At 67.2% G+C, this 26163-nt stretch carries 19 protein-coding genes; all 19 read right to left on the bottom strand.

From position 1 onward, the window contains the following. Window positions 1–17 precede the first annotated feature (17 nt). Window positions 18–1298, bottom strand: a complete 1281-nt coding sequence (locus tag RHOFW104R8_RS08535) for a threonine/serine exporter ThrE family protein (RefSeq protein WP_068093231.1) — start codon at window positions 1296–1298, stop codon at window positions 18–20. Further along, on the bottom strand, window positions 1295–1744 hold the full coding sequence (locus tag RHOFW104R8_RS08540; protein WP_068093229.1) for an NfeD family protein: 450 nt from the start codon (window positions 1742–1744) through the stop codon (window positions 1295–1297). Before RHOFW104R8_RS08540 ends, RHOFW104R8_RS08535 begins: the two co-directional genes overlap by 4 nt. Window positions 1745–1798: 54 nt before the next feature. After that, window positions 1799–2155 (bottom strand): endonuclease domain-containing protein, encoded by a 357-nt coding sequence (locus RHOFW104R8_RS08545; RefSeq protein WP_068093484.1) that lies wholly within the window; start codon window positions 2153–2155, stop codon window positions 1799–1801. An 86-nt stretch (window positions 2156–2241) separates the two neighbouring features. Continuing rightward, a complete protein-coding gene (locus tag RHOFW104R8_RS08550; protein WP_068093225.1) occupies window positions 2242–3183 on the bottom strand; it encodes an SPFH domain-containing protein in 942 nt (313 codons plus the stop codon). Window positions 3184–3244: 61 nt separating this feature from the next. Beyond that, window positions 3245–4630: a PAS domain-containing sensor histidine kinase gene (locus tag RHOFW104R8_RS08555; protein ID WP_068093223.1), complete on the bottom strand. Its 1386-nt coding sequence runs from the start codon at window positions 4628–4630 to the stop codon at window positions 3245–3247. 194 nt (window positions 4631–4824) lie between these two features. Then, the gene (locus RHOFW104R8_RS08560) at window positions 4825–6171 is read right to left on the bottom strand and encodes a sigma-54 dependent transcriptional regulator (protein WP_068093222.1); all 1347 of its coding nucleotides are present in this window, start codon (window positions 6169–6171) and stop codon (window positions 4825–4827) included. A gap of 145 nt (window positions 6172–6316) precedes the next feature. Next, window positions 6317–8155: a DUF885 family protein gene (locus tag RHOFW104R8_RS08565; protein ID WP_068093220.1), complete on the bottom strand. Its 1839-nt coding sequence runs from the start codon at window positions 8153–8155 to the stop codon at window positions 6317–6319. An 89-nt stretch (window positions 8156–8244) separates the two neighbouring features. After that, entirely contained in the window at window positions 8245–9459 is a 1215-nt protein-coding gene (locus tag RHOFW104R8_RS08570; protein ID WP_068093481.1) for an ABC transporter permease, read from the bottom strand. Between the two features lie 11 nt (window positions 9460–9470). Next, complete coding sequence (locus tag RHOFW104R8_RS08575; RefSeq protein ID WP_068093217.1) at window positions 9471–10796, bottom strand: ABC transporter permease; 1326 nt, start codon at window positions 10794–10796, stop codon at window positions 9471–9473. 97 nt (window positions 10797–10893) lie between these two features. Further along, window positions 10894–12126 carry an ABC transporter permease gene (locus RHOFW104R8_RS08580; protein WP_068093480.1) on the bottom strand — a complete coding sequence of 411 codons (1233 nt, stop codon included), beginning with the start codon at window positions 12124–12126 and terminating at the stop codon, window positions 10894–10896. Window positions 12127–12133: 7 nt separating this feature from the next. Then, entirely contained in the window at window positions 12134–13441 is a 1308-nt protein-coding gene (locus tag RHOFW104R8_RS08585) for an ABC transporter permease (RefSeq protein WP_068093213.1), read from the bottom strand. A gap of 118 nt (window positions 13442–13559) precedes the next feature. Further along, entirely contained in the window at window positions 13560–14813 is a 1254-nt protein-coding gene (locus RHOFW104R8_RS08590) for an ABC transporter permease (protein WP_068093211.1), read from the bottom strand. A gap of 169 nt (window positions 14814–14982) precedes the next feature. Beyond that, on the bottom strand, window positions 14983–16299 hold the full coding sequence (locus RHOFW104R8_RS08595; RefSeq protein ID WP_068093210.1) for an ABC transporter permease: 1317 nt from the start codon (window positions 16297–16299) through the stop codon (window positions 14983–14985). A gap of 135 nt (window positions 16300–16434) precedes the next feature. Then, window positions 16435–17676, bottom strand: a complete 1242-nt coding sequence (locus RHOFW104R8_RS08600; protein WP_068093208.1) for an ABC transporter permease — start codon at window positions 17674–17676, stop codon at window positions 16435–16437. A 10-nt stretch (window positions 17677–17686) separates the two neighbouring features. Then, window positions 17687–18997: an ABC transporter permease gene (locus RHOFW104R8_RS08605; RefSeq protein ID WP_068093206.1), complete on the bottom strand. Its 1311-nt coding sequence runs from the start codon at window positions 18995–18997 to the stop codon at window positions 17687–17689. 101 nt (window positions 18998–19098) lie between these two features. Beyond that, window positions 19099–19821, bottom strand: a complete 723-nt coding sequence (locus tag RHOFW104R8_RS08610) for an ABC transporter ATP-binding protein (RefSeq protein WP_068093205.1) — start codon at window positions 19819–19821, stop codon at window positions 19099–19101. 167 nt (window positions 19822–19988) lie between these two features. Beyond that, a complete protein-coding gene (locus RHOFW104R8_RS08615) occupies window positions 19989–21260 on the bottom strand; it encodes an efflux RND transporter periplasmic adaptor subunit (RefSeq protein WP_068093203.1) in 1272 nt (423 codons plus the stop codon). 253 nt (window positions 21261–21513) lie between these two features. Next, window positions 21514–24042 carry a TonB-dependent receptor gene (locus RHOFW104R8_RS08620; RefSeq protein ID WP_201028671.1) on the bottom strand — a complete coding sequence of 843 codons (2529 nt, stop codon included), beginning with the start codon at window positions 24040–24042 and terminating at the stop codon, window positions 21514–21516. A gap of 46 nt (window positions 24043–24088) precedes the next feature. Further along, window positions 24089–26107 (bottom strand): tetratricopeptide repeat-containing sulfotransferase family protein, encoded by a 2019-nt coding sequence (locus RHOFW104R8_RS08625; RefSeq protein ID WP_068093200.1) that lies wholly within the window; start codon window positions 26105–26107, stop codon window positions 24089–24091. Window positions 26108–26163: the final 56 nt, after the last annotated feature.

Consider the following 26163-nt stretch of genomic DNA (forward strand, 5'->3'; position numbering starts at 1 on the left):
CTCCGGCTGCTTTTGCTTTACAGGGAGCGGCGCGGCGAAACCAGCAGATCGCCGAACATCAGCCCCGCCACCAGCGACACCAGCAGGGTGATCAGCAGCAGGCCGGTGTCCATGCTCAGCGTGGTATCCCGTTCGAGCAGGAACGACACGCTGCGGAAGCCGACACTGCCCGGCACCAGCAGCAGGATGCCCGGTTCGCGGACCACCGCGCCCGGCCGGTGCACGAAGCGCGCGAAGACATTCGCCAGCGCGGCCAGCAGCAGCCCGCCGAGGAAGACGCCCACCGGCGCGGCGGGCAGCGAGCCGGCGATCGCACCGCCCCAGCGCGTGGCGAGGTAGCCCACCGCCACCGCCACGATCACCACCGGCCAGTCGCGGCGGGCCGCACGGAACAGGATCGCGAACGCGATCGCGGCGACCAGCAGGGCCGGGTAGTCGGTCCAGGCGGGCAACGCCGGCAGCGCGAAGTCGCGTGCGGTGATGCCCACCGCCGCGCACAGCTGGGTCGCGGCAATCGTGCCGAAGGTGAGCTTGAGCAGGGTCGACATCGCGCCGGCCATGCGAGCCATGCCGGACACCAGGTGCTGGCTGGAAATCTCGCGCACCGCGGTGGTCAGCGACATGCCCGGCACCAGGATGATCAGGCTGGCCAGCACTACCGACCTGATCGCCAGCGGCACCACGAACGCGCTCACCATGATCGCCACCGTGGTGGCCACCAGCGCGCTGATCGCGTCGCTGGCCGCGGCCAGCTGCGGCCGGCTGGCCGCCAGTAGGGTGATGCCGCCGATGATCATGCCGATCACGCCGGCGACCAGCAGGTCCACCCAGGAGCTGTGCAGGAACAAGGCCGCGATGCTGGCCGCGGACAGGCCGTAGCTGGCGATCGCGCCGATCTTCTCGCGCCGCGTGTCGGGCCGGCCCAGTTCGCGCAGAAGGTGGAAACCCTCGCGCAGGCCCAGTTCGCCGGCGATCGTGCGGTCGGCGATGTCGTCGGCCTGGCACAGCCGCTCCAGGTTCACCTCGCCCGGCGCCAGCCGCATCACCTGGGTGGTCTGCGCCACGCCCTCCTCGCCCTGGGCCAGGTCGGCGAAGGAGATGATGATCGCGGTAGGGCTGGACCACACGTCGGCGGACAGCCCCAGCCGCTGCGCCACGCCGGCGATCGCCATCTCCAGGCGCGGCGCGGAGGTGCCGTACTGGTGCAGCCTTCGCGCCAGTTCCAGCACGAAGGCGATGCGCGTGGTCAGCGCCGTGGTGGCGAACTGCTGCCGGCCGATGGCGTCGCCGGCGCTCATGCCGCGGCGCGCACCTGCAGCGTGGTGCCAGCGACGGCGACCACCTCCACCGTGGCGCCCCGCGGCAGGTCCGGCCCGCTGACCAGCCATTGGCCATCACCCACGCGGGCCTTGCCGCGGCCGTTGACGATCGGCTCGACCAGCTCGTAGCGCTGCCCGATCATCTGCTCGGCGCGCCGGTTCAGGCGCTCGTCGCCGGACGCGCGCCGCTCCAGCCGTGGCCGCAGCCAGCGCGCGTAACCCACGCAGGAAGCGAACGCGAGCAGGCCGAACAACAGCGCCTGCGCCAGCACGCCCAGCGCGGGATCGACCCACAGCACCACGCCCATCGCGGCGGCCGCCAGGCCGATCCACAGCAGGAAATAGCCGGGCAGCAGCAACTCCCCGGCGATCAGCAGCAAGGCCAGGATCCACCACAGGTAATGCATTGCAATCGACTCGAACATGACGGATTTCCGTGAAAGATGACGACAGGCAGGCGGACGACTCCCCTCTCCGATTCATGGGAGAGGGGCTGGGGGAGAGGGCGCTTCGACGATCAGACGAATCTGCTCCAGCACACTCTCCGTGCGATTCAATACATCGTGGTTCCAGAAACGCAGCACGAGCAGTCCTTGCGCTGCCAGCCACTGATCACGTTGGCGATCATAGGCGACTTGCTCGCAATGTTGGCCGCCATCGACTTGGACGACCAAGTGCCGTTCAACGCAAATGAAATCGACGATGTACGGCCCCATGGGTTTCTGCCGTTTGAATTTCAGGCCCAGGAAGCGATGGGCACGCAGGTGGTACCACGGGCGCTGCTCCGCGGGTGTCTGGCCACTGCGCATGGCCTTGGCGTTTGCGAGGTTGTCCATGCCCTCTCTCCCACCGATGCCCTCTCCGTCGACATCGTACCCTCTCCCCCGCCCCTCTCCCGCAAGCGGGAGAAGGGCGCACGACATCAGCGCGGCGATGGCATCTTGATGGCGGCTTGCTGCTGGCCGAGCGATTCCTTCGCCAGCTCGCCGATGCCGGCCAGTGCGCCGATCACGCCGGTGGCCTCGATCGGCAGCAGCAGCATCTTCTGGTTCGGCGAGGCGGCCATCGCCTTCAGCGCCTCGACGTAGTTGTTGGCGACGAAGTAGTTCAGCGCGTTGACGTTGCCGTTGGCGATCGACTCGGACACCATCGTGGTCGCCTTCGCCTCGGCCTCGGCCGAACGTTCGCGGGCTTCGGCGGCGCGGAACGCGGCTTCCTTCTCGCCTTCGGCGGCGAGGATCACCGACTGCTTCTCGCCCTCGGCCTTGAGGATCGCCGCCTGGCGGAAGCCCTCGGCGTCGAGGATGTTGGCGCGCTTCTCGCGCTCGGCCTTCATCTGCCGCGCCATCGCATCGACCAGGTCGCGCGGCGGCGAGATGTCCTTGATCTCGATGCGGTTGACCTTGACGCCCCACGGATGCGTGGCCTCGTCCACCACTCGCAGCAGCTTGGCGTTGATCGCGTCGCGCTGGCTCAGGCTCTCGTCCAGGTCCAGCGAGCCGAGCACGGTACGGATGTTGGTCATGATCAGCGCCAGCGTGGCCTGCTCGAGCTGGGCCACCTCATAGGCCGCCTTGGCCGCGTCCAGCACCTGGTAGAACACCACGCCGTCCACGCGCACCACCGCATTGTCCTTGGTGATGACGTCCTGCGAGGGCACGTCCAGCACCTGCTCCATCATGTTCATCTTGCGTCCGACCGCCTGGTAGATCGGGACCAGGAAATGCAGGCCCGGGGTAAGCGTGCGGGTGTACTTGCCGAACGTCTCCACCGTCCACTCGAAGCCCTGCGGCACGATGCGCACCAGCTTGACCACGCCGATGACCACGACGGCCACGACGACCAACGCAAGCAGCTGTCCCATTGCCCACCTCATTCCATGTGAAGAAGGCTTGAGTATAGGCGAGGCCGCGCCGCTCCGGCCGTTATCGCGCCGCCGTTTGCGGCAGGCGCAGGCTCACCCGCAGGCCGCCGCCCTCGCGGTTGGCCAGCAGCACGCGGCCGCCGTGCGCCTCGGTGATCTCGCGCGCCAGCGCCAGGCCCAGGCCGGTACCGGAGCGCTTGGTCGAATAGAACGGCAGCAACGCCTGCGCCAGCACCGTCTCGCTCATGCCGGGGCCGCGATCGGCCACCTCGATGCGCAGCTCGTTGCCGACATCCTGGATCGACAGCGTGACCTCGTCGTCCGGGCCGCCCGATTCGTGCGCGTTCTTGATCAGGTTGATCAACACCTGCTCGATCTGCGCCGCGTCGAAATGTCCCGGCCGCTGCGGCGCCGGCGCCGCCAGGCGGTACCGGCAATGCAGCGCCAGCCCGTCGAGGAACGGTTTCCACTCGATGTCCACCGGCTGCGGCGTGGGCAGCTTGGCGAAGCTGGCGTAGCCGGCGATGAAGCGGTGCAGGTGCAGCGCGCGCTCGCCGATGGTGGCGAACACGCCGGGCAGCCGATCCACCTGCCCGCGGCGGGCCAGCTCGGCGCCGGAATGCGCCAGCGAGGTGATCGGCGCCAGCGAGTTGTTGAGCTCGTGGCTGATCACCCGGATCACCCGCTTCCAGGTCGCCACCTCCTGCCGCGACAGCTCGCGCGTCATGCGCCGGAACAGGTGCAGCCGATGCGGCCGGCCCTGCAGGCGGAACGCGCGCTGCGACAGGTGGAAGGTTTCCTCGCTGCCGTCCATCTCCACGCTGAGCAGCGCATCCTCGCCGCTCTCCACCGCCTTGCGCAGCGCCTCGGGCGCTTCGGCCAGCAGCTCGGCAAAGTCCAGCCCGACCAGGCTGCGCCCTTCGTTGAACAAATGCCGCGAGGCGATGTTCGCGTAGGCCACCCGGCCGATCGCGTCGGTCAGCACCAGCGCCACCGGGGTGTTCTGCACCACCGTGTCGAGCAGCAGCTCGCGCTGCACCAGGTGCTGGCGCTGCTCGCGCAAGGTCTGGCCCAGCGCGTTGTGCATGCGGATCAGCTCGCCCAGCTCGTCGCGCCGGTCGACCGCAATCGAGAAGCTGAAATCGCCATCGCGATAGCTGGCCACCGCGCCCTCCAGCGCGCGCAGCAGCCGGCTCACCGGCGCCATCACCCGTCCGGCCAGCCAGAACGCCAGCGGCAACAGCACGACCACGCTGGCCAGCAGGCCGCCGTAGATGCCCAGCTGCATCGGCGCGCGTATCGACAGCGCCAGGTCCTTGCGCAGCCACAGCAGCAACTGCGGCAGCGGCCACTGGGTGACGCCGGCATAGACCAGCGCGCCGGCCACGCCGGCCACGGCCAGCAGGAGGGTCAGGCGCCCCTGCAGCGAATTCAGGCGACGCCACATCGGTCGTTCTCCTCGACGGGGGAGGGCCGGCTCAGCAACACCCGGCGCCGACCGGAGCCATCGCGCGGCCCGGCGGCGGGCCGCCCGGCCGGGCCGAAACAGGCATGATCCGGCGATAGCGCACGATGCCTCTCCTGCTGGACGCGGGCAGCCATCTTTCTACGCCTTGCGGTCGGGGGCAAGCATCGCGGCCATCAAGCCGTGGTCGCCAGGCCGTAGCGCTCCATCCGCCGGTACAGCGCCTGGCGCGACAGGCCCAGGCTCTGCGCGGCGCGGCTGACCACGCCGTCGGCCCGGTGCAAGGCGCTCTCCACCGCCTCGCGGCTGGGTTCGTCGAGATTGCGCGCCGCCAGTGCAGTCGCCGCGTGCTGCGGCAGGTTCAGCAGTTCGGGGGTGATCGGGTGGCCGCCGGCCAGCAGCGAGGCGCGCTCGATCGCGTTCTTCAGCTCGCGCACGTTGCCCGGCCACGGGTAGCCCAGCAAGGCTTCGCGCGCGGCGTCGCCGAGTTCGGCACGGCCGTCCAGGAAGAATTCGGCCAGCGGCAGGATGTCGTCGTTGCGCTCGGCCAGCGGCGGCAGGTTCACCTCGATCACGTTGAGCCGGTAGTACAGGTCCTCGCGGAACGTGCCGGCCTGGATCATCGCCTTGAGGTCGGCATTCGTCGCCGACAGCACGCGCACCTTGGCATGGCGCGTGCGGCCGGAGCCGAGCCGCTCGAACTGGCCGGTCTCCAGCACGCGCAGCAGCTTCATCTGGCCGGGCAGCGGCAGGTTGCCGATCTCGTCCAGGAACAGCGTGCCGCCATCGGCCAGCTCGAAGCGGCCCTCGCGCGCCTTGTTCGCGCCGGTGTATGCGCCGGCCTCGGCGCCGAACAGCTCGGCCTCGATCAGTTCGCCCGGCAGCGCGCCGCAATTCACCGCCACGAATGGGCCGCGCTTCACCGCCGAGTTCGCGTGCACGATCGCCGCAATGCGTTCCTTGCCAGTGCCGTTCGGCCCGGTAATCAGCACGGGCACGTCGGAGCGGGCGATCTGGCAGGCCAGGTCCAGCGTGCGCGCCATCGCCTCGGAGGCGAACACCAGGCCGTCGAGGTCGTACTTGCGCTGCAACTGCTCGCGCCGCTGGCGGCGTTCGCGCCGGCTGCGGCTGACCTCGCGGGTCGATTCGGACAACTCCAGCAGGTTCTCCACCGTGGCCAGCAGCTTGTTGTCGTCCCACGGCTTGGCCAGGTAGTCGGCGGCACCGGCCTTGACCAGCTCCACCGCGGTCTCCAGGTGCGTCCACGCGGTCAGCAGGATGACCGGCAAGTCCGGATGGCGCTCGCGGATCGCCCGGAACAGCGCCACGCCCTCCTCGCCCGAAGTGGTATCGGCGGTGAAGTTCATGTCCTGGATCACCACGTCCACCGCCTCGCGCTGCAGCAGCGCCAGCCCCTCGTCGGGCGTCAGCGCGGCGAGCGGGCGGATCTCGTTGAGCGACAGCGCCAGCGACAGCGCCTCGCCCACGGCCGGGTTGTCGTCGATGATCAGGACGGTTCGCATCTTTCTTCTGCACATGCGGTCATGGATGCCGCTCTGACCTGAAAGGTTGCCATGACTTGCGGACTATTCAAACCCGGAAGCACCGGCGCCTCGCATGATTGCCGATTTCCGTGGGAGCGGCTGACGATTCGACCAGCCTGACGACTTACCCCGCCACCGGGTGCGCCGGTGCCCTGCCCGCCTTCACCGCGGCGATCCATGCGTCGGTGCGCGCTTCCAGCACGTCCAGCGGCAGCGCGCCGCCGTCGAGGATCTCGTCATGGAACGCACGGATATCGAACCGGCTGCCCAGCTCCCGCTTCGCGCGCGTGCGCAGTTCGAGAATTTTCAGCTCGCCCATTTTGTAGGCCAGCGCCTGGCCCGGCCAGGTGACGTAGCGATCGGTCTCGGCCTGCACGTCCGGTTCGTCCTCGCTGGAATGCGCGTGGAAGAAATCCACCATCTGCTGGCGCGTCCAGTGTTTGTAATGCACCCCGGTGTCGAGCACCAGACGATCGGCGCGCAACAACTCGTCGGACAGGCGGCCGTAGTCGGACAGCGGGTCCTGGTAGAAGCCGATGTCCTTGCCCAACTGCTCCGAATACAGCGCCCAGCCCTCGATATAGGCGGTGTAGCCGGCCTGCTGGCGGAACGGCGGCAGCGCCGGCAGGGTCTGCGCAATCGAGATCTGCAGGTGATGCCCCGGCACGCCTTCGTGATAGGCGGTCGACTCGATCGACAGCACGCTGCGATTCGCGAAATCGCCGGTGTTGACGAAAATCTGCCCCGGCCGCGAGCCGTCCGGCGTGCCCTGGTGGTATTCGGCCGTCGGCGCTTCCTTCTCGCGGAACGCCTCCACCGGCACCACCACCACCTTGGTCTTCGGCAGCAGGCCGAACAGCTTGGGCAGCTCCGGCTGCATCTGCGCCAGATAGCCGCGGTAGCGTTTGAGGATGTCCTCGCGCGAGGTCGCGTGCGTCTTCGGGTTGGTCTTCAGCGAGGCACGGAAGCTGGCCAGGTCGGCGAAGCCCTGCGACTTGGCGATCTTCGTCATCTCGCCCTCGATACGCTTGACCTCGGCCAGGCCAAGTTCGTGGATCTTCTCCGGCGACTCCTTGGTGGTGGTCATCTGCTCCACGTCGTAGCGATAGATCGCGTCGCCGTTCGGCAAATCCCAGATACCCGGCTGGCTGCGCCCGTGCGGCGCGTAATCCTTGGCCACGAATTCGCCCAGCTTGCGATAGGCCGGACGCACGTCCTGGTCGATCGCCGCAAGGATCGCGTCATGCAGGCGCTTCTGGTCGGCCGCCGACACCGATGCCGGGAAATGCTTCAGCGGTTCGGCGAACACGCTGTCCATGCCGGCCGGCTTCTCGATGCTGGCGATCTGCGTGACGACTTTCTCCAGCAGGTATCTCGGCGGCATCATCTTGTCGCGCATGCCCTGCCGCGCCACATCGATCACCTGATCGAAGCCTTTCGGCACCGCCTTCAGGCGCGCGAGATAATCCTCGTATTCCTTCGTGTTGTTGAACGGGATCGAGCTGACGAAACCTGCCAGCTCCAGGTGGATACCGCTCATCTGCTCCAGCGGCATCTCGTGCAGCTTCAGGTCGTAGGCTTTCAGCCTGTCCTTCAGGCGGCGCACCATCAGCTGCTGGTTGAGCCTGTCGGTATCGGAGAACCCGCTCGTATCGATCGCCTCGAAGCGCTTCAGGAAATCCGCGGTCGCCTTGTTCTCGGCCGCCGCATGCGCCAGCGAGAGGTCGCTCCAGCGGTCGTTGTAACGCAGGTCGCCGAGGATCGTCGCGAACTCCGGACTGTTCTGCAGCATGTGCTGCCACTGCTCGGCCAACAGCGCGTTGAGCGCCTTCACCCGGGTCGCCACGCCCGCCTGCGCAACCTGCGCCGCCGGTGCGGCCTGGGCAGGTGAGGCCACGGTTGATGAAATCACGGTCACCGAGCCCAACAGGCTCGCACAGACAAGCAGCGGCAAGGTCTTCATCAGGCTAGTTCTCCGGGGTGTACATGGGCTCACGAACATGCATTGTGACTGGCATGAAACTCGATTTCAGGTACTGGACAGCACAATTCTCACGCCGACCGCGTCGCCACTACCGGCGGTACTGCTGCCGCGCGCAGCGCCGGGCCGAGCACCGCGAGCTGGCCCAGCGCCCACAGCGCCAGCGCGCCGATCGGCAGGTAGTACAACGGCAGGCGCGGCAATTCGTAATGCGTCATCAGCACCAGGTTCAGCGCGTAGGCCAGCACCATGCCCAGCGCGATGCCGAAGCTGACGATCAGGAAGTTTTCGGTCTGGAAGTAATGCAGGATGTCGGCGCGAGTGGCGCCGATCGCGCGACGGATGCCGATCTGCCGACGGCGCTGCTGCACCCAGAAACTGGCGAGGCCGACGATGCCGAGCGCGGTGACGCCGAGCAACGCCACGATCACGCCCACCAACACGCCGGCCATCGCGCGGTCGGTCTGAAAGTACGTGCTGCGCAGATCGCCCAGGGTCTGGCTGTTCTCGTGGTCGAGCACCACGTCCGGGGCGATCTTCGCGACCACCGCCTTCGCGTCGTGCAGCACGCGCGGCAGGTCCTTCGGATCGGCACGCAACAGGTACGTGCCGGAAAGGAACCTGCCTGGCTGCGCCGGTGCAAACACCGACCACTCCGCTGCACTCGCGCCACGACTCGCAGGACGGGCTCGCGCCAGATGCTCGACCACGCCGATCACGCGGAAGTGGAGCTTGTCGCACCAGAACTCCTTGCCCAGCGGGTCGGCGCCAGGCCATAGGTGTTCGGCCAACGAGCGGGTAATCAGCACGCGCGCATCCGTCGGGAAGTCGCCTTGCAGCGCCTGGTAATCGTCGGCCCGCGGCCATTGCCCGGCCACCAGCTGCAGGCCAAGCGCCTGCGTGCTGCCGGGGCCGCCGTTGTATATGTCCACCACGGCGCCATAGTGCTGGCCGGCCGCATCCGTGGTGATGCCCACTGTACCGGCCTGCTGGCCGAACGGCACCGTGTTGATCACGCTGACCGATTGCATGCCATGGATCGCACGCAGGCCGGCAAGCATGCGTGCGTTGACATCGATATCCGCGCTGCTGTCGTAACCGGTGAGGTAAATCACGGCCAGCGAGGATTCGTTCACGCCGCTGTGGATCTTCATCATGCCGAGCCGGTTGGCGATCAAGAAACAGGCGTTGCACAGCACCGCGCAAGCCAGCGCGATCTCCAGCGCAATCAGCAAGGTGGCGAGGCGATGTTTGCGCAACGCGGAAAGGATGGGGCGTATCTGCATGACCGGCATCCTCACAACGTCTTCAGTTGCAGCGCAGGCGCGATGCGGCTCGCGCGCAGGGCGGGCAGCGCGCCGGCAAGCAGGCTCACCGCGATCGCCAGCGCGAAGGTGATCAGGAACATCGGGGCGTCCAGATGCACCAGGTCCGCGTACGCCGCGGGTTGTCTCCGCACCAGCCACAGGCCAGCCAGCGTCAGCAGCCAACCACCGATGCCGCCTAGCAAGCCGATCAGCCCCGCCTCGACCAGACATTGCGCGAACACCGTCGCACGGCTGGCGCCGAGCGCGCGGCGCACGCCGATCTCGCCACCCCGGCGCAGGAACTTCGCCAGCAGCAGACCCACCGTGTTGAACAGGCAGATCGCAAGGAAGGCGAATGCCAGCCAGGTCTGCAGGCGCACGTCGCCGGGTACCACGCCGTTGAAGTCCAGCCACTGCATCAGGCTGCGCAAGCGCGTGTTGTCGGCATGGATGAAGCGCCCCAGCGCCTTCTGCTGCGCGGCATAACCGGCCAGGAAATCACGGTAGCCGGCCACCTTCGCCGCACTGCCCAGTTCCACCCACAGACCGATCCAGACGCACGGCGCGTTTACCAGATGGCCGGGCTTGTCGGGGATGTGCCAGCAGTTGAACTGATGAAAGTTGCCGTCGTTGATTTCGAGGCCGCTGGTGAACGGCACGAACACGTCCTCCGGCTTGGCGTAATAGTCCGCGGTGTTGCCGTGCGAGAAACGGCCACCGGCCACCGTGTAGAACTGCGGCGATGGCCGCCACGGTTTCAGCACGCCGACGATGCGCACATCGGTGTCCTTGAGGCGCAGTGTGCGGCCCACGCTGTTGGCACCGCCGAACAACTTGTCGTTGAGGTTGGCCGAGATCACCGCCACGCGCGCGTGCTTCGCGTCGTCGTCCGCGCTCCAGCCGTTGCCGTACCGAAACGGGACCTCGAACATCGGGAAGAAATCCGCCGTAGTCGATAGCATCATCTCCATCAGAGGTGGCAGATCCACGCCAGGTGCATGCACTTTCAACTGGCTGTCCACGATCAGCGCCTGCCGGTCTGCGCGATGCGCACCCCACAGATCCATCGCTGACTGGTAGTCCAGCATGTCCTGCGGTTCGGTGTGGCTGTAGCTAGTGTCTGGGACAGCATCCACTTGCGCGTAGAACAACTTGCCGCTCTTGTCCGGCAGTGGATCGCCGGAAAGCAGATGCATCACCGTCAGCGTGGTCATGCTGGCGCCGATGCCGACGGCGATGGCGATCACCATCAGCACGGTGAGTATCTTGTTGCGCTTCAGGCTGCGCAGCGCGAGGTCGAGGAAGTAGGCGAACATGTCTGCTCCTTCGGAGCGGGATTGGGGATTCGAAGTTCGGGGGAGGAGTCGGCGTCACGCTGCATTTCCGAATCCCCAATCCCCAACCCCGGCTTCATCACACCGACCTTGTCGCCACCACTGGCGGCACCGCCGCCGCGCGCAGCGCCGGGCCGAGCACGGCGACTTGGCCGATCAGCCACAGCGCCACCGCACCCACCGGGAAATAGATGCCCGGCAGCCGCGGCAGCTCGTAGTGGGCCATCAGGAAAAGGTTGATGCCGTAGGCCAGCACCATGCCCAGCGCAATGCCGATCGTGGCAAGCAGAAAGTTCTCTGTCTGGAAGTAATGCAGGATGTTGGCGCGAGTGGCGCCAAGCGCACGGCGAACACCGATCGTGCGGCGCCGCTGCGCCACCCAGAAGCTGGCCAGGCCCACGATGCCCAGCGCGGTGACGGTCAGCAGCGCCACGATCACGCCGACCAGCATGCCGGCCATCGCGCGGTCGTCCTGGAAGAACTTCCGGCGTACTTCGTCGAAACTGCGCTGGGTGGTCACCACGCGCTGCGGGTCGGCCTTCTTCAGGGCGGCCAGCGCAGCGGCCATGGCGCTCGCGCGATCTTCCGGCCGGGTGCGGATCAGGTAGCTCTGGTCCTTGTTCGTGCCCATGCGTATCGGCACCACCATGGTGTATTGCGCCTTGGCCACGTCGTACGCATTCGGCCGCACCAAACTGTCCAGCACGCCGACCACGCGCAGGCCAACCACCGGCGTGAGGTAGATGGCGCGACCCAGCGGGTTCTGTCCCGGCCACAGCCGCTCGGCCAGGGTCCGGGTGATCAGCGTCACGTGCGGCAGGCTCTTGCTGTCGCCCGTGCCGAGCGCCTTCAACGCCGTCTCCACATCGACGAAGTCATCCGGCTGCAGGTCGCGCCCGGACACCAGCCGCGTGCCCAGCGTCGGCACCAGGTTCTCGCCGAAATAGGTGGTGGCGAAGAGCGTGCGCTCGGGCTGCGCCGGGTCGAGCCGGATGTTGCCGTTCGACGACGAGTGGCCGAACGGCACCTGGTTGGAGGAAGCCACCGAAAGCACGCCGGGCACCTGCCTGAGCACCGCCACATCCTCCGCGAGGCGGGCATACGGATTGGACAGAGTCGTCACATCGGCCACCTGGATCTGCAGCAGCTCGTGCTCGGCCACGCCGCTGGGTATGTCCATGCGCTGCAGGCGCTGGCCGATCAGGAATACCGCGTTGCAGACGATGGCGCAGGTCAGCGCGATCTCCAGGATCAGCAGCCAGGACGTGAGCTTGTGCCGGCGCAGCGTGGAAAGGATCGGAAGAATGTCCATGCTCACCTCAGTTGCTCTTCAGTTGCAGGGCGGGCGCGATTTGGCAGGCGCGCCAGGCCGGCAGCAGGCCGGCCAGCAGCGTGGCGCATACCGCCAGGACGAAGGTGGCGAGCAGCATGCTCGGATCCAGGTGTGCCAGCGCGGCGTAATCCGAAGGCCGCTGTCGCACCAGCCACAGCCCGAACATCGCCAGCAGCAGGCCGCCGATGCCGCCGACCAGGCCGATCACGCCGGATTCGATCAGCAACTGCGCGAACAACGCGCGCCGCGACGCGCCCAGCGCACGGCGCACGCCCAGCTCGGCCGAGCGGCGCATGAACTTGGCCAGCATCAGACCCACCGTGTTGACCAGGCATACCAGCAGGAAGCCGAACGCCAACCCGGTTTGCAGGCGCACGTCATTGGGCACCACCCTCTGGTAGTCGAGCCACTGCACCACGTTGCGCAGGCGCACGTTGGGAGCGCGCTGGAACCGGCCCAGCGCTTTCTGCTCCTGCGAGTAGTGCACGAGAAACTCCTCGTACGCGGCTGCTTTCACGGGGCTGTCCAGTTGCACCCAGAACTGCAGCCACACGCAGGTATCCGAAGGCAGGATGTTGCCGACGCCACCGCCACCGTTGCCCCAGCAATCGCTGGAGCCGTTGCGATCCAGCCGCAACTCCAACATGGTCTGCAGCGGCAGGAACACCTGCTCGCCATAGGCGTAGGAGCCCGTGTTCAGATCATAGAAATGCGGGTTCGGCTGCCAGCTGTCCAGCACGCCCACGATGCGGAAGGACGTGCCGGCCATGCGCAGTGTGCGGCCCACGCTGTCGGCTCCGCCGAACAGCTTGTCGTTGAGCGACTTCGCGATCACCACCTCGCGCGCCTTGGCCTCGCCGTCCGCCGCGGTCCAGCCGTGGCCGTACAGGAACGGTGCGTCGAACATCGCGAAGAAATCCGCGCTGGTGTAGCGCGCCTCGACGTAGAACGGATCGAGCGAGGATCGTTCCGGCTGGAGCGGCACCGAGCCGCCGCTCATCAGCGCCTGGTGGTCGGCGCGACCGGCACGCAGCAGGTTCAGGCCGTCGATCAGGGTGACCTGATCCGGCGGCTCCTTGTTCGGTTGCATGCCCTTGATGTCCTGCGGATCGACCTGCGGGTAGTACAGCTGCGCGCTCTTGCCGGGCAGCGGGTCGCCGGACAGCACGTGCAGTACCGTGAGCGTGGTCATGCTGGCGCCGATGCCCAGCGCGATCGCCAGCACCATCAGCGCGGTGAGCGCCTTGTTGCGCTTGAGGCTGCGCAGGGCCAGGTCGAGGTAGTAGGTGAACATCAAGGTCTCCTTTGGAGACGGGATTCGGGATTCGGGATTCGGAATTTGGAAGAGCGGCGACACGGCAAGTCTTGGCTTTGCCGAATCCCCCATCCCGAATCCCGATTCCCGGCTTTCATCACGCCGCCCGCGTCGCCACCACCGGCGGCACGTTCGACGCGCGCCGCGCCGGCACGAACACCGCGGCCTGCCCGATCGCCAGCATCGCCAGCACGCCGGTCAGCACGTACAGCACCGGGAGGCGCGTCATCTCGTAATGCATCATCAGCCACGCGTTGAGGCCCACCGCCAGCAGCACGCCGAGCACGACACCCATCCCGGCGATCAGCAGGTTCTCGATCTGGAAGTAGTGCAGGATGTCGATCCGGCGCGCGCCCAGGGCGCGCCGCACGCCGATCTGCCGATGGCGCTGGCCGACCCAGAAGCTGGTGAGGCCGACGATGCCGGCGGCGGTGACGCAGAGCAGGATCAGGCAGACCACGCCCATCAGGATCGCCATGCCGACGTCGGCCCGGTAGGCGCTGGCGCGGATATCGGCGAACGACTTGACGCTGTCGTCGTCGAGCACGCGCATCGGGTTCACCGCATACAGCGTCGCCGGCACGGCGCGCATCGCGGCATCGCGCCGGCCCGGCTTGGCCCGCACCACATAGCGCGCGAAGTTCGCGTCCAGCCGGGTCGGCACCAGGGTCGAGTGCCACGCGAAGCCGTTGCCCCAGCTGCCGGTGCTTGGCGTCTGCAGGCGCGCGACCACGCCGATGACGGTGCTCGGCGCGCTGCTGCCATCGGCATAGACCACCTTGCCCACCGCGCCGCGTTGCGGGAACAGCTTGTCGGCCAGTGCCTGGGTCACGATCACGATCGGACGGTCACGCTGGTCGCGTGCTCCCTGGTGCTGCACGTCGCCGGCCGTGAAGGCGCGGCCGGCCACCAGGCGCAGGCCCAGCGTGGCCAGGGCATGCTCGTCGGTGAAGTAGTACGCCGTGCGCGTGATGCCTTTCTCGAACTTCTGGTTGGGCTTGAGCGACAGCGCGCCGGTCCACGAGGAATTGAGCAGGGGCACCGAGTTGCTCGGCGCCACCGAGGCCACGTCGGGCAGGTTGCGCAGTGCCGCCAGGTCCTCCTGCTGCATCACGTCGAGCTTTTCCACGCCGGACGGGTCGTCGCCGCTGGGTGCGCCCACCCATTGCTGGGACACCAGGAACAGGTCGTTCTCGTCGAGGCCGGTGGGCCGGTTCACCCGTTCGACGCGCTGGCCGATGATGAATACCGCGTTGCAGACGATCGCCAGGGTCAGCGCGATCTGCAGCGAGATCAGCACGACGCCGGCCTTGTGTTTGCGCAGCGCCGCGAGAATGGGTGGGAGTGTCATGGTTGTCGTTCCTTGCGCGAGACAGACGGGCCGCCGCCGATACCGTAGGAGCCCGCTTGCGGGCGATGCTCCTGCTTGTGCAAACCCCGGATCCTGAATTCTGAAACCCGGCTCAAAAGCATCGCCCGCGAGCGGGCTCCTACGGCTGGGCGGAGTCGTGGGGCAGTCATCAGTTCGATTTCAGTTGCCACGCGGGCTGCACGCGCGAGGCACGGAAGGTGGGATACAGCCCGGCCAGCGCGGTGGCGACGACGGCTACCAGCAGGGTGAGCACGAGCAGCGAGAAGTCGACCCGCGCCAGCGCGGCGATGTCCTTGGGCAAGACCCAGCCCACGCTGGCCACGCCGACGCCGGTCAGCAGCAGGCCTAGCACGCCGCCGCTCAGGCCGATCATGCCGGCCTCGACGAGGAACTGCGCATAGATCGCCCGGCGCGGCGCGCCCAGCGCGCGGCGCACGCCGATCTCGCCGCTGCGACGCAGGAACTTCGCCAGCAGCAGGCCGGCCGTGTTGACCAGGCAGGCCAGCAGCAGGCCCAGCGCCACCAGCAGCGACACCTTGGTGTCGCTGGGCACCACGTGCTGGTTGTCCAGCCATGCCGGCAGGTCGCGCAGGCGGTTGTTCGGCGCCCAGCCGAAGCGGCCGGATTGCTGCTGGTCGCGCGCGTAGCCGTCGAGGTACTGCCGGTAGGCCGTCACCGCGGCCGCATCGTCCAGTTGGGCCATGTAGGCGATCCACACGCAGGCGGAATGCTGCAGGCCGACGAAGCCCGACTCGGTGGGAACGGCGTTGCAATTGGTGTTGCCGTCGTTCGGCATGCCGACGGCGATGGCGCGCTGGAACGGCACGAACACATCCTCGACGCCGGTGGAGAATCCACCGCTGTTGACCACGTCGAAGAAACGCGGCTGCGGATTCCAGTCGTTCAGCACGCCGACCACGCGGTAGTCCTTGCCCTCGATGTTGACGGTCCTGCCCACGCTGTTGTCGCCGCCGAACAGCTTCTGGTTGAGCTTGCTGCTGATCACCGCCACCGCGGCGCGCTGCGCATCGTCGTCGGCGCTCCAGCCGCTGCCGTACAGGAACGGCACGTCGAGCATCGGGAAGAACTCGCCGTACACCGCGTGGCCGCTGACGTTGATCGGATGCTTGCCCGCATCCGCCGGCACGATCGACGGGGAGATCTGGTACATCGCCGACTGCAGCCTGGCGCGGTGATCGCGCATCAGGGTGACCGCGTCGGTGTAGTCCATCGCGTTCGGCGGCTCGCCGTCGCTGCTGCGCCCGTTCGGCCCCCAGTTGTCGATCTGCGGCACGAACAGCTTCGACGACTTCCACGGGATCGGATCGCCCGACACCGCGCGGAACACCGACCAGGTGGTCATCGACGCGGCCACGCCGAAGCCGATCGTCAGCACCATCAGCGCGGTCAGGCCGGGACTTCGCTTGAGGCTGCGCAGGGCCAGTTCGAGGTAGTAGCTGAACATTCCAAATGCTCCAGGTTTTGTCTCCTCCCCCTGCAAAGCAGGGGGAGGTCGGGAGGGGGTAAAGCTTTTGACGTCAAGATCAAAAGCACCCCTCCCCAGCCCTCCCCTGCTTTGCAGGGGAGGGAGAAAAGAACGTCACACCGACCGCGTCGCCTCCACCGGCGACACGCGCGAGGCACGCAGCGCCGGCGCCAGCACCGCGCCCTGGCCGAGCAGCAGCAGCACGGCCACGCCGATGCCCACGTAGGCCATCGACATGTGGCTCATCTCGAAACGGGTCACCGTCCACAGGTTGAAGGCGATCGCCAGCACGGTGCCCAGCACCACGCCCACCGCACTGATCAGGAAGTTCTCGGTGAGGAAGTAGGCGAGGATGTCGCGCTGCCGGGCGCCCAGCGCGCGGCGCACGCCGATCTGCTTGCGGCGCTGGCCGACCCAGAAGCTGGTGAGGCCCACGATGCCGGCCGCGGTGATCGCCAGCAGCACCACGCTGATGATGCCCATCAGGATCGCCATGCCGCGGTCGCGGTCGTACACCTTGTGACGGATGGTGGCGTAGTCCTGGATGCCGTCCTTCGGGTCGATGATGCGCAGGCGGCTTTGCGCGTACAGGGCCTTGGGCGCCTCGCGCATCGCGTCGGCAAGCTGACCGGGCCTGGCGCGCACGATGTAGTAGATGCCGCGCGAATCATCCGCCCGCATCGGCCAGATCAGCGCCTGCCCGGCATAGCTGTTGCTCCATTGATCCACGCCTTGCCGGTGCAGCGGATCGACGATGCCGACGATGGTGCTCGGCGTGGCGCCCATCGCGTAGAAGCTCTTGCCCAGCGCGTTGCCATCGGGGAACAAACGGTCGGCCAGCGCCTTGCTCACGATCGCCGTCGGCGGGGTGATTGCCTGCTGGGTGCCCATCACCATCACCTCATCGGGGCGGAAATTGCGCCCCGCGACGAGCTTCAGGCCCAGCGTGCCGATGAAATGTTCGTCGCCGGTGTACACCGCCGCATCGGTGGTCGGCCTGGTCTGCTCGGGCGTCATGGTGACGAAGTTGTCCCAGCCGCCGCCCCTCAGCGGATAACCGCTGGCAGGCGTGGCGTCGGACACGGCAGGCAGCTGCCGCAGCGCGAGCAGGTCGGCGCGCACCTGCGCATCGACCTGCGCCGTCGATTGGCCGACGTCGGCCCACATATTGGCGATGACGAACACGTTGGCCTCGTCCACGCCGCTGGCAGCGGACAGGTTGGCCAGTCGCTGGTGGATGATGAACAACGCGTTGCACACGATGGCCAAGGTCAACGCGATTTGCAGCGCGATCAGCAGGGTGCCGGCCTTGTACCGGCGCAGCGCGGTGAGGATGGGCCTGATCTGGATATTCATGGCGCTCTCCTCAGCTCGACTTCAACTGCCAGGCGGGCTGCACGTGTGCCGCGCGCCACGCCGGGTAGAACGCCGCCAGCACGGTGGCGATGATCGCAACGACAAAAGTCAGGCCCACCAGCGAGAAATCGAGCTGCGCCAGCTTGGCGATCTCCGGCTGGAACAGGATGCCCACGCCGGACACGCCCAGCGCAGTGAGCAGCAGGCCCAGCAGGCCGCCCGCGAGACCCACCGTGCCGGCCTCGACCAGGTATTGCTTGTAGATCTCGCCCCGCGTTGCGCCCAGGGCGCGGCGCACGCCGATCTCGCCGGCGCGGCGCATGAATTTCGCCAGCAGCAGGCCGATGGTGTTGACCAGGCAGATCAGGAAAAAGCCCAGCGCCACCGCCAGCGAGATGCGGCTTTCCGGCGGCACCACGTGCTCGTAATCGAGCCACTGCATCACGTCGCGCAGGCGCACGTTGGCTGCCCAGTTGAAGCGGCCCGCGCGCTGCTGGTCAGCGGCGTAGTTGGCGAGGAAGCTGCTGTAGCTGGCGACTTCGGCGGGGCTGCCCAGTTCCACCCATGGCGTGACCCAGACGCAGTTGCTTTGCAGATAGCCTTGCCAGCTCGTGTAGGCGAGCGAACCGCGGCAACTGTTGCGACCGCCCGTGCGCATCTGCAGATCCAGCGCACGGTTGAACACCATGTAGATATCCGGCTCGTCGGCAAAGCCGCTGGTACTGAACAGGTCGTAGAAACGTGGACGCGGGTTCCAGTGGCTGGCGACGCCCACAACGCGGTAATCATGACCGCCAAGGCTGAGCGCACGCCCCACGCTGTTGGCGCCACCGAACAGCTTCTGGTTGAGCTCGCTGCTGATGACCACATCGCTGGCTCGCGCATCATCGTCCCGCGTACTCCAGCCGCTGCCGTAGCGGAACGGCACCTCGAACATGGTGAAGAAATCGGCGGTGACGGCGTAGCCGTTGGCATTCAAGGGGAGATCGCGATTGCCGCCCGGCATCACCGACAGCTGCACCGGATACAACAGCGTCTGGTGCTTCGCCGCGTGCGCACGCATCAGTGCCATCGCGTCGGTGTAAGCCAGCGCTTCCGCCGGCTCGCCCTTCAGGTTCTGCTGCGGCCCCCAGCTGTCGACCTGCGGCGTGAACAGCTGGGCGGACTTGCCCGGAATGGGATTGCCCGACACGGCGCGGAACACCGAGTACGTGATCATCGACGCGGCCACGCCAAAGCCGATCGCCATCACCATCAGCGCGGTGAGAGCCGGATTGCGGCGCAAGCTGAGCAGACCAAGTTGGAAGTAGTAGGCGAGCATCTCAAGTTCCGGGATTCGGGAGGACGGGATAGGAGATCAGGGAAAGCGGCGGGTCCGCGGGCCGCGGCTCTTGCGAGTCCCCAATCCCGAATCCCTGCCGCTCAGCCGTGCGCCTCGTCCACCTGGACCGCGTGGATGGAGTGGAAGCGCGGGTCCTCGGACAGGTCCACCACCTGGCCGTCGATGATGTGCACGTTGCGCTGGGCGCGCGCCGCCAGTTCCGGGTCGTGCGTGACCATCACGATGGTGGCGCCGCCGCGGTGGATGTCCTCCAGCAGTTCGAGCACGCCGCGCGCCATCTGGGTGTCGAGGTTGCCGGTCGGTTCGTCCGCCAGCAGCAGGCGCGGGCTGCCGGCCAGCGCACGGGCGATCGCCACGCGCTGCTGCTGGCCGCCGGACAGTTCGGCCGGGTAGTGCTTGGCGCGCGAGGCCAGGCCCACGCGCTCCAGCGAATCCATGATGCGCTGCTTGCGCTCGGCCGCCTTCATGCCGCGGTAGCGCAGCGGCACCTCGATGTTGTCGAACACGTTGAGGTCGGGAATCAGGTTGAACGCCTGGAAGATGAAGCCGATCTTCTCGTTGCGGATCTTCGAGCGCGCGTTGTCGTTGAGGTTGCTCACCTCGATGCCGTCGAGGTGGTACTCGCCGCCGCTGAAGGTTTCCAGCAAGCCGGCGATGGTGAGGAAGGTGGTCTTGCCGGAACCGGACGGGCCGGTGACGGCGACGAACTCGCCCTCCTTCACGTCGATGTTGAAATCGCGCAGCGCGTAGGTCTCCACCACTTCGGTGCGGTAGACCTTGGACAGGTGGGTCATCTTCAGCATGGTTGTTCCTCGGTGGTGGTGATGGTCTTTGCTCCTCCCCCTGCATGTCCCAAAGGGACTTCCTTCGGTCGCAGGGGGAGGCTGGGAGGGGGTGATGCTTTTGACTTTGCAAGCAAGAGCTTTACCCCTCCCCAGCCCTCCCCTGCGCGCAGGGGAGGGAGAAATCGTCAGTTGCTGATCGCGACAGTCGCCGCGCCCTTGAAGCTGTCGGTGCCGGAGATCACGATGCGGTCGCCTGCCTTCAGGCCGTCGAGGATTTCCACCTTGTCGATGCTGGAGGCGCCGACGCGGATCGGGGTTTTCTTGGCGAGGCCGTCGCGCACCAGGTAGGCGTAGCTTCCGCCGGATTCGTCGACGAACGAGCCGCGCTGCACGGTCAGCACGTCGTCGCGCTTGTCCAGCAGCACGCGCACCGACAGGCGCTGGTTCTGCCGCAGCTGCTTCGGCGTGTCGCCTTCGAAGCGCAGCCGCGCGGCGACCTGGCCGTTGACCACTTCCGGCGAGATCGCGCTGACCAGGCCCTTCCAGGTGTGGCCGTTGCCGCTGATCTCGCCGGCCATGCCGATGCCGAGGTCGCGCGCGAAGCTTTCCGGCACCTGCATCTCCACCTGCAGCGCGGACAGGTCGATCACGCTGAGCAGCTGCGCGTCCTTGGCCACGGTGGCGCGTTCGGCGATGAACAGCTGGCCGACCTGGCCGTCGACCGGCGATTTCACGTTGAGGTCGTCGACCTGGCGCTGCAGGTCCTTCACCAGCAGCAGCTGGCGCTCGTGCGCGAGCTTCTTCGACTGGATGTCGAAGCTGAGGCTGGTGTTGTCCATGCCCAGGTCGGCCTTGGCGTGCTGCAGGGCGATCTTCGCCTTCTGCAGCTCGTCCCTGGCGCGGTCCACCGCCATGCTGGGTACGGCGCCCTTGTCGAATGCCTTCTGGTTGCGCTCGAGGTCGCGTTCGGCGGCGGTCGCGTCGATCTGTGCGTTGTCGTAGGCCTTCTGCAGTTCGCCGCGCTTCTTGCGCGCGTCGATCTGCGCGCGCTGGTATTCCACTTCCATCGCGTCGGCGTTGCTCTGCTCCTGCGCCAGCTTGTTGGTCAGCTCGGGACTGACGATGGTGGCCAGCACCTGGTCCTTCTTCACCGTGTCGCCGGCGTGCACCTTCAGCGTCACCGCGCCGCCGGAAGTGGCGTACAGGGTGGGGCTGACCGCGGCGACCACCTTGCCTTCGGCGGCGATGTCGCGCACGAACGGACCACGCTCCACGGTGGCGAACGCCAGCCGCGAACTGCTGACCGATTCGGAAGCGGAAAACAGCCGGCCGGCACGCGGCGCCAGCCACGCCAGCAGGGCCAGCACGAGCACGCCGGCGCCGACCAGGATCAGCCGGCGCCTGGGATTGGATTTCACCTCGACCAAGCGGTCTTGTGCGGACGTGTCGCGGATCATCGATGCCGTTCCTGACCGCGGACAGCGCGGTTGCACGGAGATGGCTGCAATCCGCGTGCCACGCGGCAACGGCGTAAAAAAATTTGTATTTCAATGATTTGCGTATAACGCGCCTTGTCGGTGCAGTGTCCGCGGACACCGCACGGACAACCGGACGAACGCGACCCGGCCGATCGCCGCGGCTACCCACGGAAACGCGAAAGGCCCCGGTTCGCACCGGGGCCTTTCTTGCACACGGACTGGCCTCGCCCGCCTAGAAGTCCTGCTTGAAGCGGATGCCGAACGTGCGCGGCTGGCTGAAGCCGGTGTAGACCTGTCCGTTCGGGTACTGCGCGACGACATTGTGGGCAGCGCACACCGTCACGCCGCACTCGGTGAATTTGTACAGCGCCCCCCGCTTGTCGAACGCGTTGTCGACATACGCGTTCAGCGACCAGCTGCCCTTCTGGATGCCGGCGGAAAAGTCGACCGAGTTGTACGCCGGCAGGTTGCCGAGCAGGCTCCGCTCGAGCAGGCGCAGGTCGGTCGTCCGTCGGCCCACATGCACGAACGCGGCCTGGACGAAGGCATCGTTCCCGCCCAGGCTGAAGGTGTAGCGCGCCACCAGGTTGGCCTTGAAGCGGGGCGTGATCGGCAGCTGCGTGCCCTTCGGGGCCAGCGGCCCGTTCACCACCGCGCCGGTGTTGGGGTTGATCGTGCCGGCAGGGCAATAGGTGACCGTGTTGCCATTGGCGTCGGTGAATCCGCAATAGTTCGCGGTCAGCTTGGCGTTGTACCACGCGAGGCCGGTACTGAGATTCAGGTTGTAGGTGGCCTGCCAGTTCACCTGCGACTCCAGTCCGTCGATGCGGGCCGAGTTGGCGTTCTTGATCTGGGTGAGGCCGTTGGCGCCGAGGATGTTGAACTGGAAGTCGTTCCACTTCTCGCGGAACACCGCGCCGTTGAACGACACCCGGTTGTCGAACCAGGAGGTTTTCCAGCCCAGCTCCAGGTTGGTCAGGAAATCCGCCTGGTAGGGCGGCAGCTGGCCGGCACGGTTGACGCCGCCCGGGCGGAAGCCTTCGGAGCGGGTGGCGTAGATCATCTTGGTGGGCGAGATGTTCCAGGTGATGTTGACCTTGCCGAGCGAGCCGCTTTCCTTCACGTGCTTGTTGAAGACCAGGCACGGCGCATCGATGAACGGCTGCGGCGAGATGCAGCCCGCCTCGCCGTAGCTCGAATTCGGCGAGAAGCCCTTGCTGAAGCCGTAGAAGCCGTACAGGTCATTGCTGGTGCGGAAATAGCGCTCGCCCACCGTGGCGGTGAGTTCGTCGGGGATGATGTCGTAGGACAGCTCGCCGAACAGCGCCTTGTCGTAGTCGTAGCGCATCTGCCGGGTCAGCCAGATCGTGTTGGGCCAGCCGGCGACCGACAGCGACGTCGCCAGCTTGTTGATCTGGTAGTCCTGCATGATGTCGTGCTTCTGCTTCTGCCAGAACGCGCCGGCGACGAGCCGCAGACGGTCCTCCTTGGGCGAGACGATACGCAGCTCGTGGCTGCTGTTGGCGTAGTGGTCGCGGTCGCTGATGAACTCGGACGGATTGATCAGGGCGCCGCTGTTGTCGTGGATGTAGGCACCGTAGGAAAGCAGGGTGTCGTACCAGAACGAGTAGTCGTTGTAATCGGTCTGCTCTTCCTGGTCGCGCTTGAGGTGCGCATAGGCGTAGGTCAGGTCGAAGTTGCCGATCTTGCCCTGCACGGTCAGCGCGCCCTGCCACCAGCGGTCGTTGACGCGCTCGGGGTAGAAGTGGGTGACCGCCAGGTCGCCGATGGCGGGATCGCCGGCAAAGGTGCCGTGCGAGATCGTCTGCTGCCCCATCAGGGTCGGGCTTATCGACCAGCTGTCGTTGAGGTCGACTTTCAGCGCGGCGCGGGCACCGTTGGTGTTGGCGTCATTGTAGTGCTTGCGGGCGTGCCCGAAGCATTCCAGCATCGGGCCCGGCTTGCAGTTGTCGGCGTTGCTGACGGTGATGCCGGACACCGGGAACGTACGCGAGCCGGCCTGGTTGTCGATGTAGCCGGCATCGTGTTCGCGCCAGCCGACGATGCGCACCGCCGCACTCTTGCTGATCGGGATGTTGAGCATGCCTTCGGCGGTGAAGCCGACGCCGCCGTGCGCCACCTTGTCGACGCCGATGGCGTAATTCGCCGCGAAACCACTGGTATCGGGCTTGTTGGTGATGATGCGCAGGGCGCCCGCCTCCGCGCTGGCGCCGTACAGCGTACCCTGCGGCCCGGCCAGCACCTCGATGCGGGCGATGTCGTACATGTGGATGTCGAGCGGGCCTTGGATCGTGGTGACCGGCTGGTCGTCCAGGTACACGCCCACGCTGGGCTGCGATCCGGAATGGTTGGTGTTGCCGCCGCTGGCCACGCCTCGCATGTAGATGCTGGCGAAGCCGGGGCCGGTGGCGATGCCGCCGCCGCCCTGCTGGAAGGTGACACTGGGCAGGTACTTCACGTAGTCGTTGAAGTTCTGCACGTGCAGCGCCTCGAGCTGGTCGGTCTCCAGCACGTTGATGCTGATCGGCACCTTCTGCAGGTTCTCCACGCGCTTCTGCGCGGTCACGTTCACCACGCTCAGCGTCGTGGTCTTCGGTTTCGCCGAAGGCGCCTGGGCCTGCCCCGCGTCCTGCGCAAAAGCCGGCGCGGCCATGGCCAGACAGATCGCCGCCGCAAGCGGCAGCCGGGTCAGGCCCGCCTGTCGCGTCCCCGTGATCTGTTTCGATCGTATCGCGTGCATACACTCTCCCCTCGCATGTCCAGGACTAATCCATCGAATTCAGCCATTACTCCAATGCCGGTACGTCGGGGTAGTTCTCCAGCACCGGCCCCAACGCCGATGCCAGAGGCCCCAACCATGGTGCGTAGTGGCGCCAGTGATCCACCCCTTCGCGGTAGATCGGCTGGCGCACCTGTTCCGAACTGGCCGTGCGCACCGGCCGCGGGTTCTGGAAGAACCGCAGGCACGACGCCTCGAACGGCAGGCCGCAATAGTCGAGCAGGCGGCGCACCTCCCCCTCGGTGTCCTCGACCATGCGCTCGTACACGACGCGGTGGATGCGCCCGGGCAGCACGGCGTCGAAGTGCGCCATCAGCGCCACGTAGTCGCGGTAGTAGCGCCCCACGTCCTCGAGGTCGTAGCTGAAGTTCTGCCCGCGCGCGAAATGCTGCTTGAAGGCCGAGAAGCAGCACGCCAGCGGATGCCTGCGCGCGTCGATGATCTTCGCGTTCGGCAGCATCAGGTGGATCAGGCCGATGTGCATGAAGTTGTTCGGCATCTTGTCGATGAACAACGGCGCCGAGGTCTTGCGCTGGATCCGGGTGTGCGCGAGGTAGCGCTCGCCCAGCGCGCGCAGGGCGTCGGCGTCGAGCGCCGCCAGCGCGCCGTGGTACGGCATCGCGCTGCCGGCGTCGCCCTGCAGGCGCAGCAGGCGCGTGATCGAGGTGACCTCGGGCAGCTCCATGGTGCCTTCGACCTGGCTGTGGCTGGACAGGATCTGCTCGATCAGGGTGGAGCCGGCCCGCGGCAGGCCGACCACGAAGATCGGGTCGGGCGCCGCGCTGCCGGCGCCGGCGCGCGCGGCGAAAAAGTCGCGCGTGTAGTGCTCGCGGATATAGCGCACCCGCGCGCTGGTGTCGTCGGCGCTGTAGTGCAGCTGCGTGCGGCGGATCGCATTGCCCTGCGCGTAATGCCGGAACGACGGCTCGTATTCGCCGGCGTCCTCCAGCGCCTTGCCCACGGCGAACTCCAGGTGCAGGCGATCGTCCTCAGTGAGATCCGTGCGCGCCAGCTGCCGGCGCATCGCGGCCAGTTCGTCGGCGCCGAAGCGGAAGGTCTTCAGGTTGGCCAGGCTCCACCAGACCTCGCCGAACGACGGTTCGAGCTCCAGGCTGCGGCGATACGCGGCGATGGCGCGCTCGGTGTGCCCGGCGGTCTTCAGCGCATGGCCGTAGCTCACCCATACCTTCGCGTTGCGCGGATAACGTTCCAGCAGGTCGGCATAGATGCGGATGGCCGGCTCGTAGTCGCCGATCCGGCACAGCACCACCGCCTTGAGGTTGCGGCAGCCCAGGTGCCCCGGATCAGCCGCCAGCAGGCGCTCGATCTGGACCAGCGCCTGCTCCGGCTGGTTGCTGCGATGCAGGACCAGCGCGTAGTTCTGGCGCGCCTCATGGAAGCTGGGGGCCAGCTCCAGGCAGCGCTCAAGCAGGTGCAGGGCATCCTCGTTGCGGCCCAGCCGGGCGGCGACCTCGGCGAACATGCGGATCGCCGCCACGTCGGTCGGCGCCTGTTTCAGGTGCTCGCGCAGCAGGGCCTCGGCCTCGGGAATGCGGTTCTCGACCAGGGCGACGGCAGCCGCCAGCAGGCGCGGGTCGCGGGTGGAGTAACGCACGTGGCTGGCGTACGCCGCGTCCGCCTGCGCCTGTTCGCCGGCCGCCATGAGATGGTCGCCGAGCGCGCGCCAGGCTTGCGGCAGGTCGGGCTTCAAGGTCACCGCCCGACGCAGCGCGTCGATCGCCTCCTGCCCGCGCCCGCGGCGGCCCAGGGCCACGCCCAGGTCGAGATGGGCCACGGCCCAGTTCGGCTGGGATCGCGCCAGCGGAATGAGGATGTCGAGCGCGCCCTGCACGTCCCCCTGCAGCGAGCGCGCCGCCGCCAGCAGCTGCAGCGCGACTGGGTGGCCCGGGGCGACCTGAAGGATTTCGTCGAGCTGCTCGACCGCCATGGCCGGATCGCGATCCAGCAGGCGGGCGGCATGGGCCAGCGCCTGTTCCAGCGTACCGGTGGCTGACGCCTCCGTCACGACCGCTCCCGCGGTGACAATGCGCTCCGCCCGTGCGGGTCGAGTCTCGGGCGGCA

The organism is Rhodanobacter sp. FW104-R8 (assembly GCF_001617365.1).
Taxonomy (GTDB): Bacteria; Pseudomonadota; Gammaproteobacteria; order Xanthomonadales; family Rhodanobacteraceae; genus Rhodanobacter.

Bases quoted from the DNA above. Each gene is read 5' to 3' on its own strand.
- RHOFW104R8_RS08535 (WP_068093231.1), bottom strand. From the start codon at position 1,298: ATGAGCGCCGGCGACGCCATCGGCCGGCAGCAGTTCGCCACCACGGCG.
- RHOFW104R8_RS08540 (WP_068093229.1), bottom strand. From the start codon at position 1,744: ATGTTCGAGTCGATTGCAATGCATTACCTGTGGTGGATCCTGGCCTTG.
- RHOFW104R8_RS08545 (WP_068093484.1), bottom strand. From the start codon at position 2,155: ATGGACAACCTCGCAAACGCCAAGGCCATGCGCAGTGGCCAGACACCC.
- RHOFW104R8_RS08550 (WP_068093225.1), bottom strand. From the start codon at position 3,183: ATGGGACAGCTGCTTGCGTTGGTCGTCGTGGCCGTCGTGGTCATCGGC.
- RHOFW104R8_RS08555 (WP_068093223.1), bottom strand. From the start codon at position 4,630: ATGTGGCGTCGCCTGAATTCGCTGCAGGGGCGCCTGACCCTCCTGCTG.
- RHOFW104R8_RS08560 (WP_068093222.1), bottom strand. From the start codon at position 6,171: ATGCGAACCGTCCTGATCATCGACGACAACCCGGCCGTGGGCGAGGCG.
- RHOFW104R8_RS08565 (WP_068093220.1), bottom strand. From the start codon at position 8,155: ATGAAGACCTTGCCGCTGCTTGTCTGTGCGAGCCTGTTGGGCTCGGTG.
- RHOFW104R8_RS08570 (WP_068093481.1), bottom strand. From the start codon at position 9,459: ATGCAGATACGCCCCATCCTTTCCGCGTTGCGCAAACATCGCCTCGCC.
- RHOFW104R8_RS08575 (WP_068093217.1), bottom strand. From the start codon at position 10,796: ATGTTCGCCTACTTCCTCGACCTCGCGCTGCGCAGCCTGAAGCGCAAC.
- RHOFW104R8_RS08580 (WP_068093480.1), bottom strand. From the start codon at position 12,126: ATGGACATTCTTCCGATCCTTTCCACGCTGCGCCGGCACAAGCTCACG.
- RHOFW104R8_RS08585 (WP_068093213.1), bottom strand. From the start codon at position 13,441: ATGTTCACCTACTACCTCGACCTGGCCCTGCGCAGCCTCAAGCGCAAC.
- RHOFW104R8_RS08590 (WP_068093211.1), bottom strand. From the start codon at position 14,813: ATGACACTCCCACCCATTCTCGCGGCGCTGCGCAAACACAAGGCCGGC.
- RHOFW104R8_RS08595 (WP_068093210.1), bottom strand. From the start codon at position 16,299: ATGTTCAGCTACTACCTCGAACTGGCCCTGCGCAGCCTCAAGCGAAGT.
- RHOFW104R8_RS08600 (WP_068093208.1), bottom strand. From the start codon at position 17,676: ATGAATATCCAGATCAGGCCCATCCTCACCGCGCTGCGCCGGTACAAG.
- RHOFW104R8_RS08605 (WP_068093206.1), bottom strand. From the start codon at position 18,997: ATGCTCGCCTACTACTTCCAACTTGGTCTGCTCAGCTTGCGCCGCAAT.
- RHOFW104R8_RS08610 (WP_068093205.1), bottom strand. From the start codon at position 19,821: ATGCTGAAGATGACCCACCTGTCCAAGGTCTACCGCACCGAAGTGGTG.
- RHOFW104R8_RS08615 (WP_068093203.1), bottom strand. From the start codon at position 21,260: ATGATCCGCGACACGTCCGCACAAGACCGCTTGGTCGAGGTGAAATCC.
- RHOFW104R8_RS08620 (WP_201028671.1), bottom strand. From the start codon at position 24,042: ATGCACGCGATACGATCGAAACAGATCACGGGGACGCGACAGGCGGGC.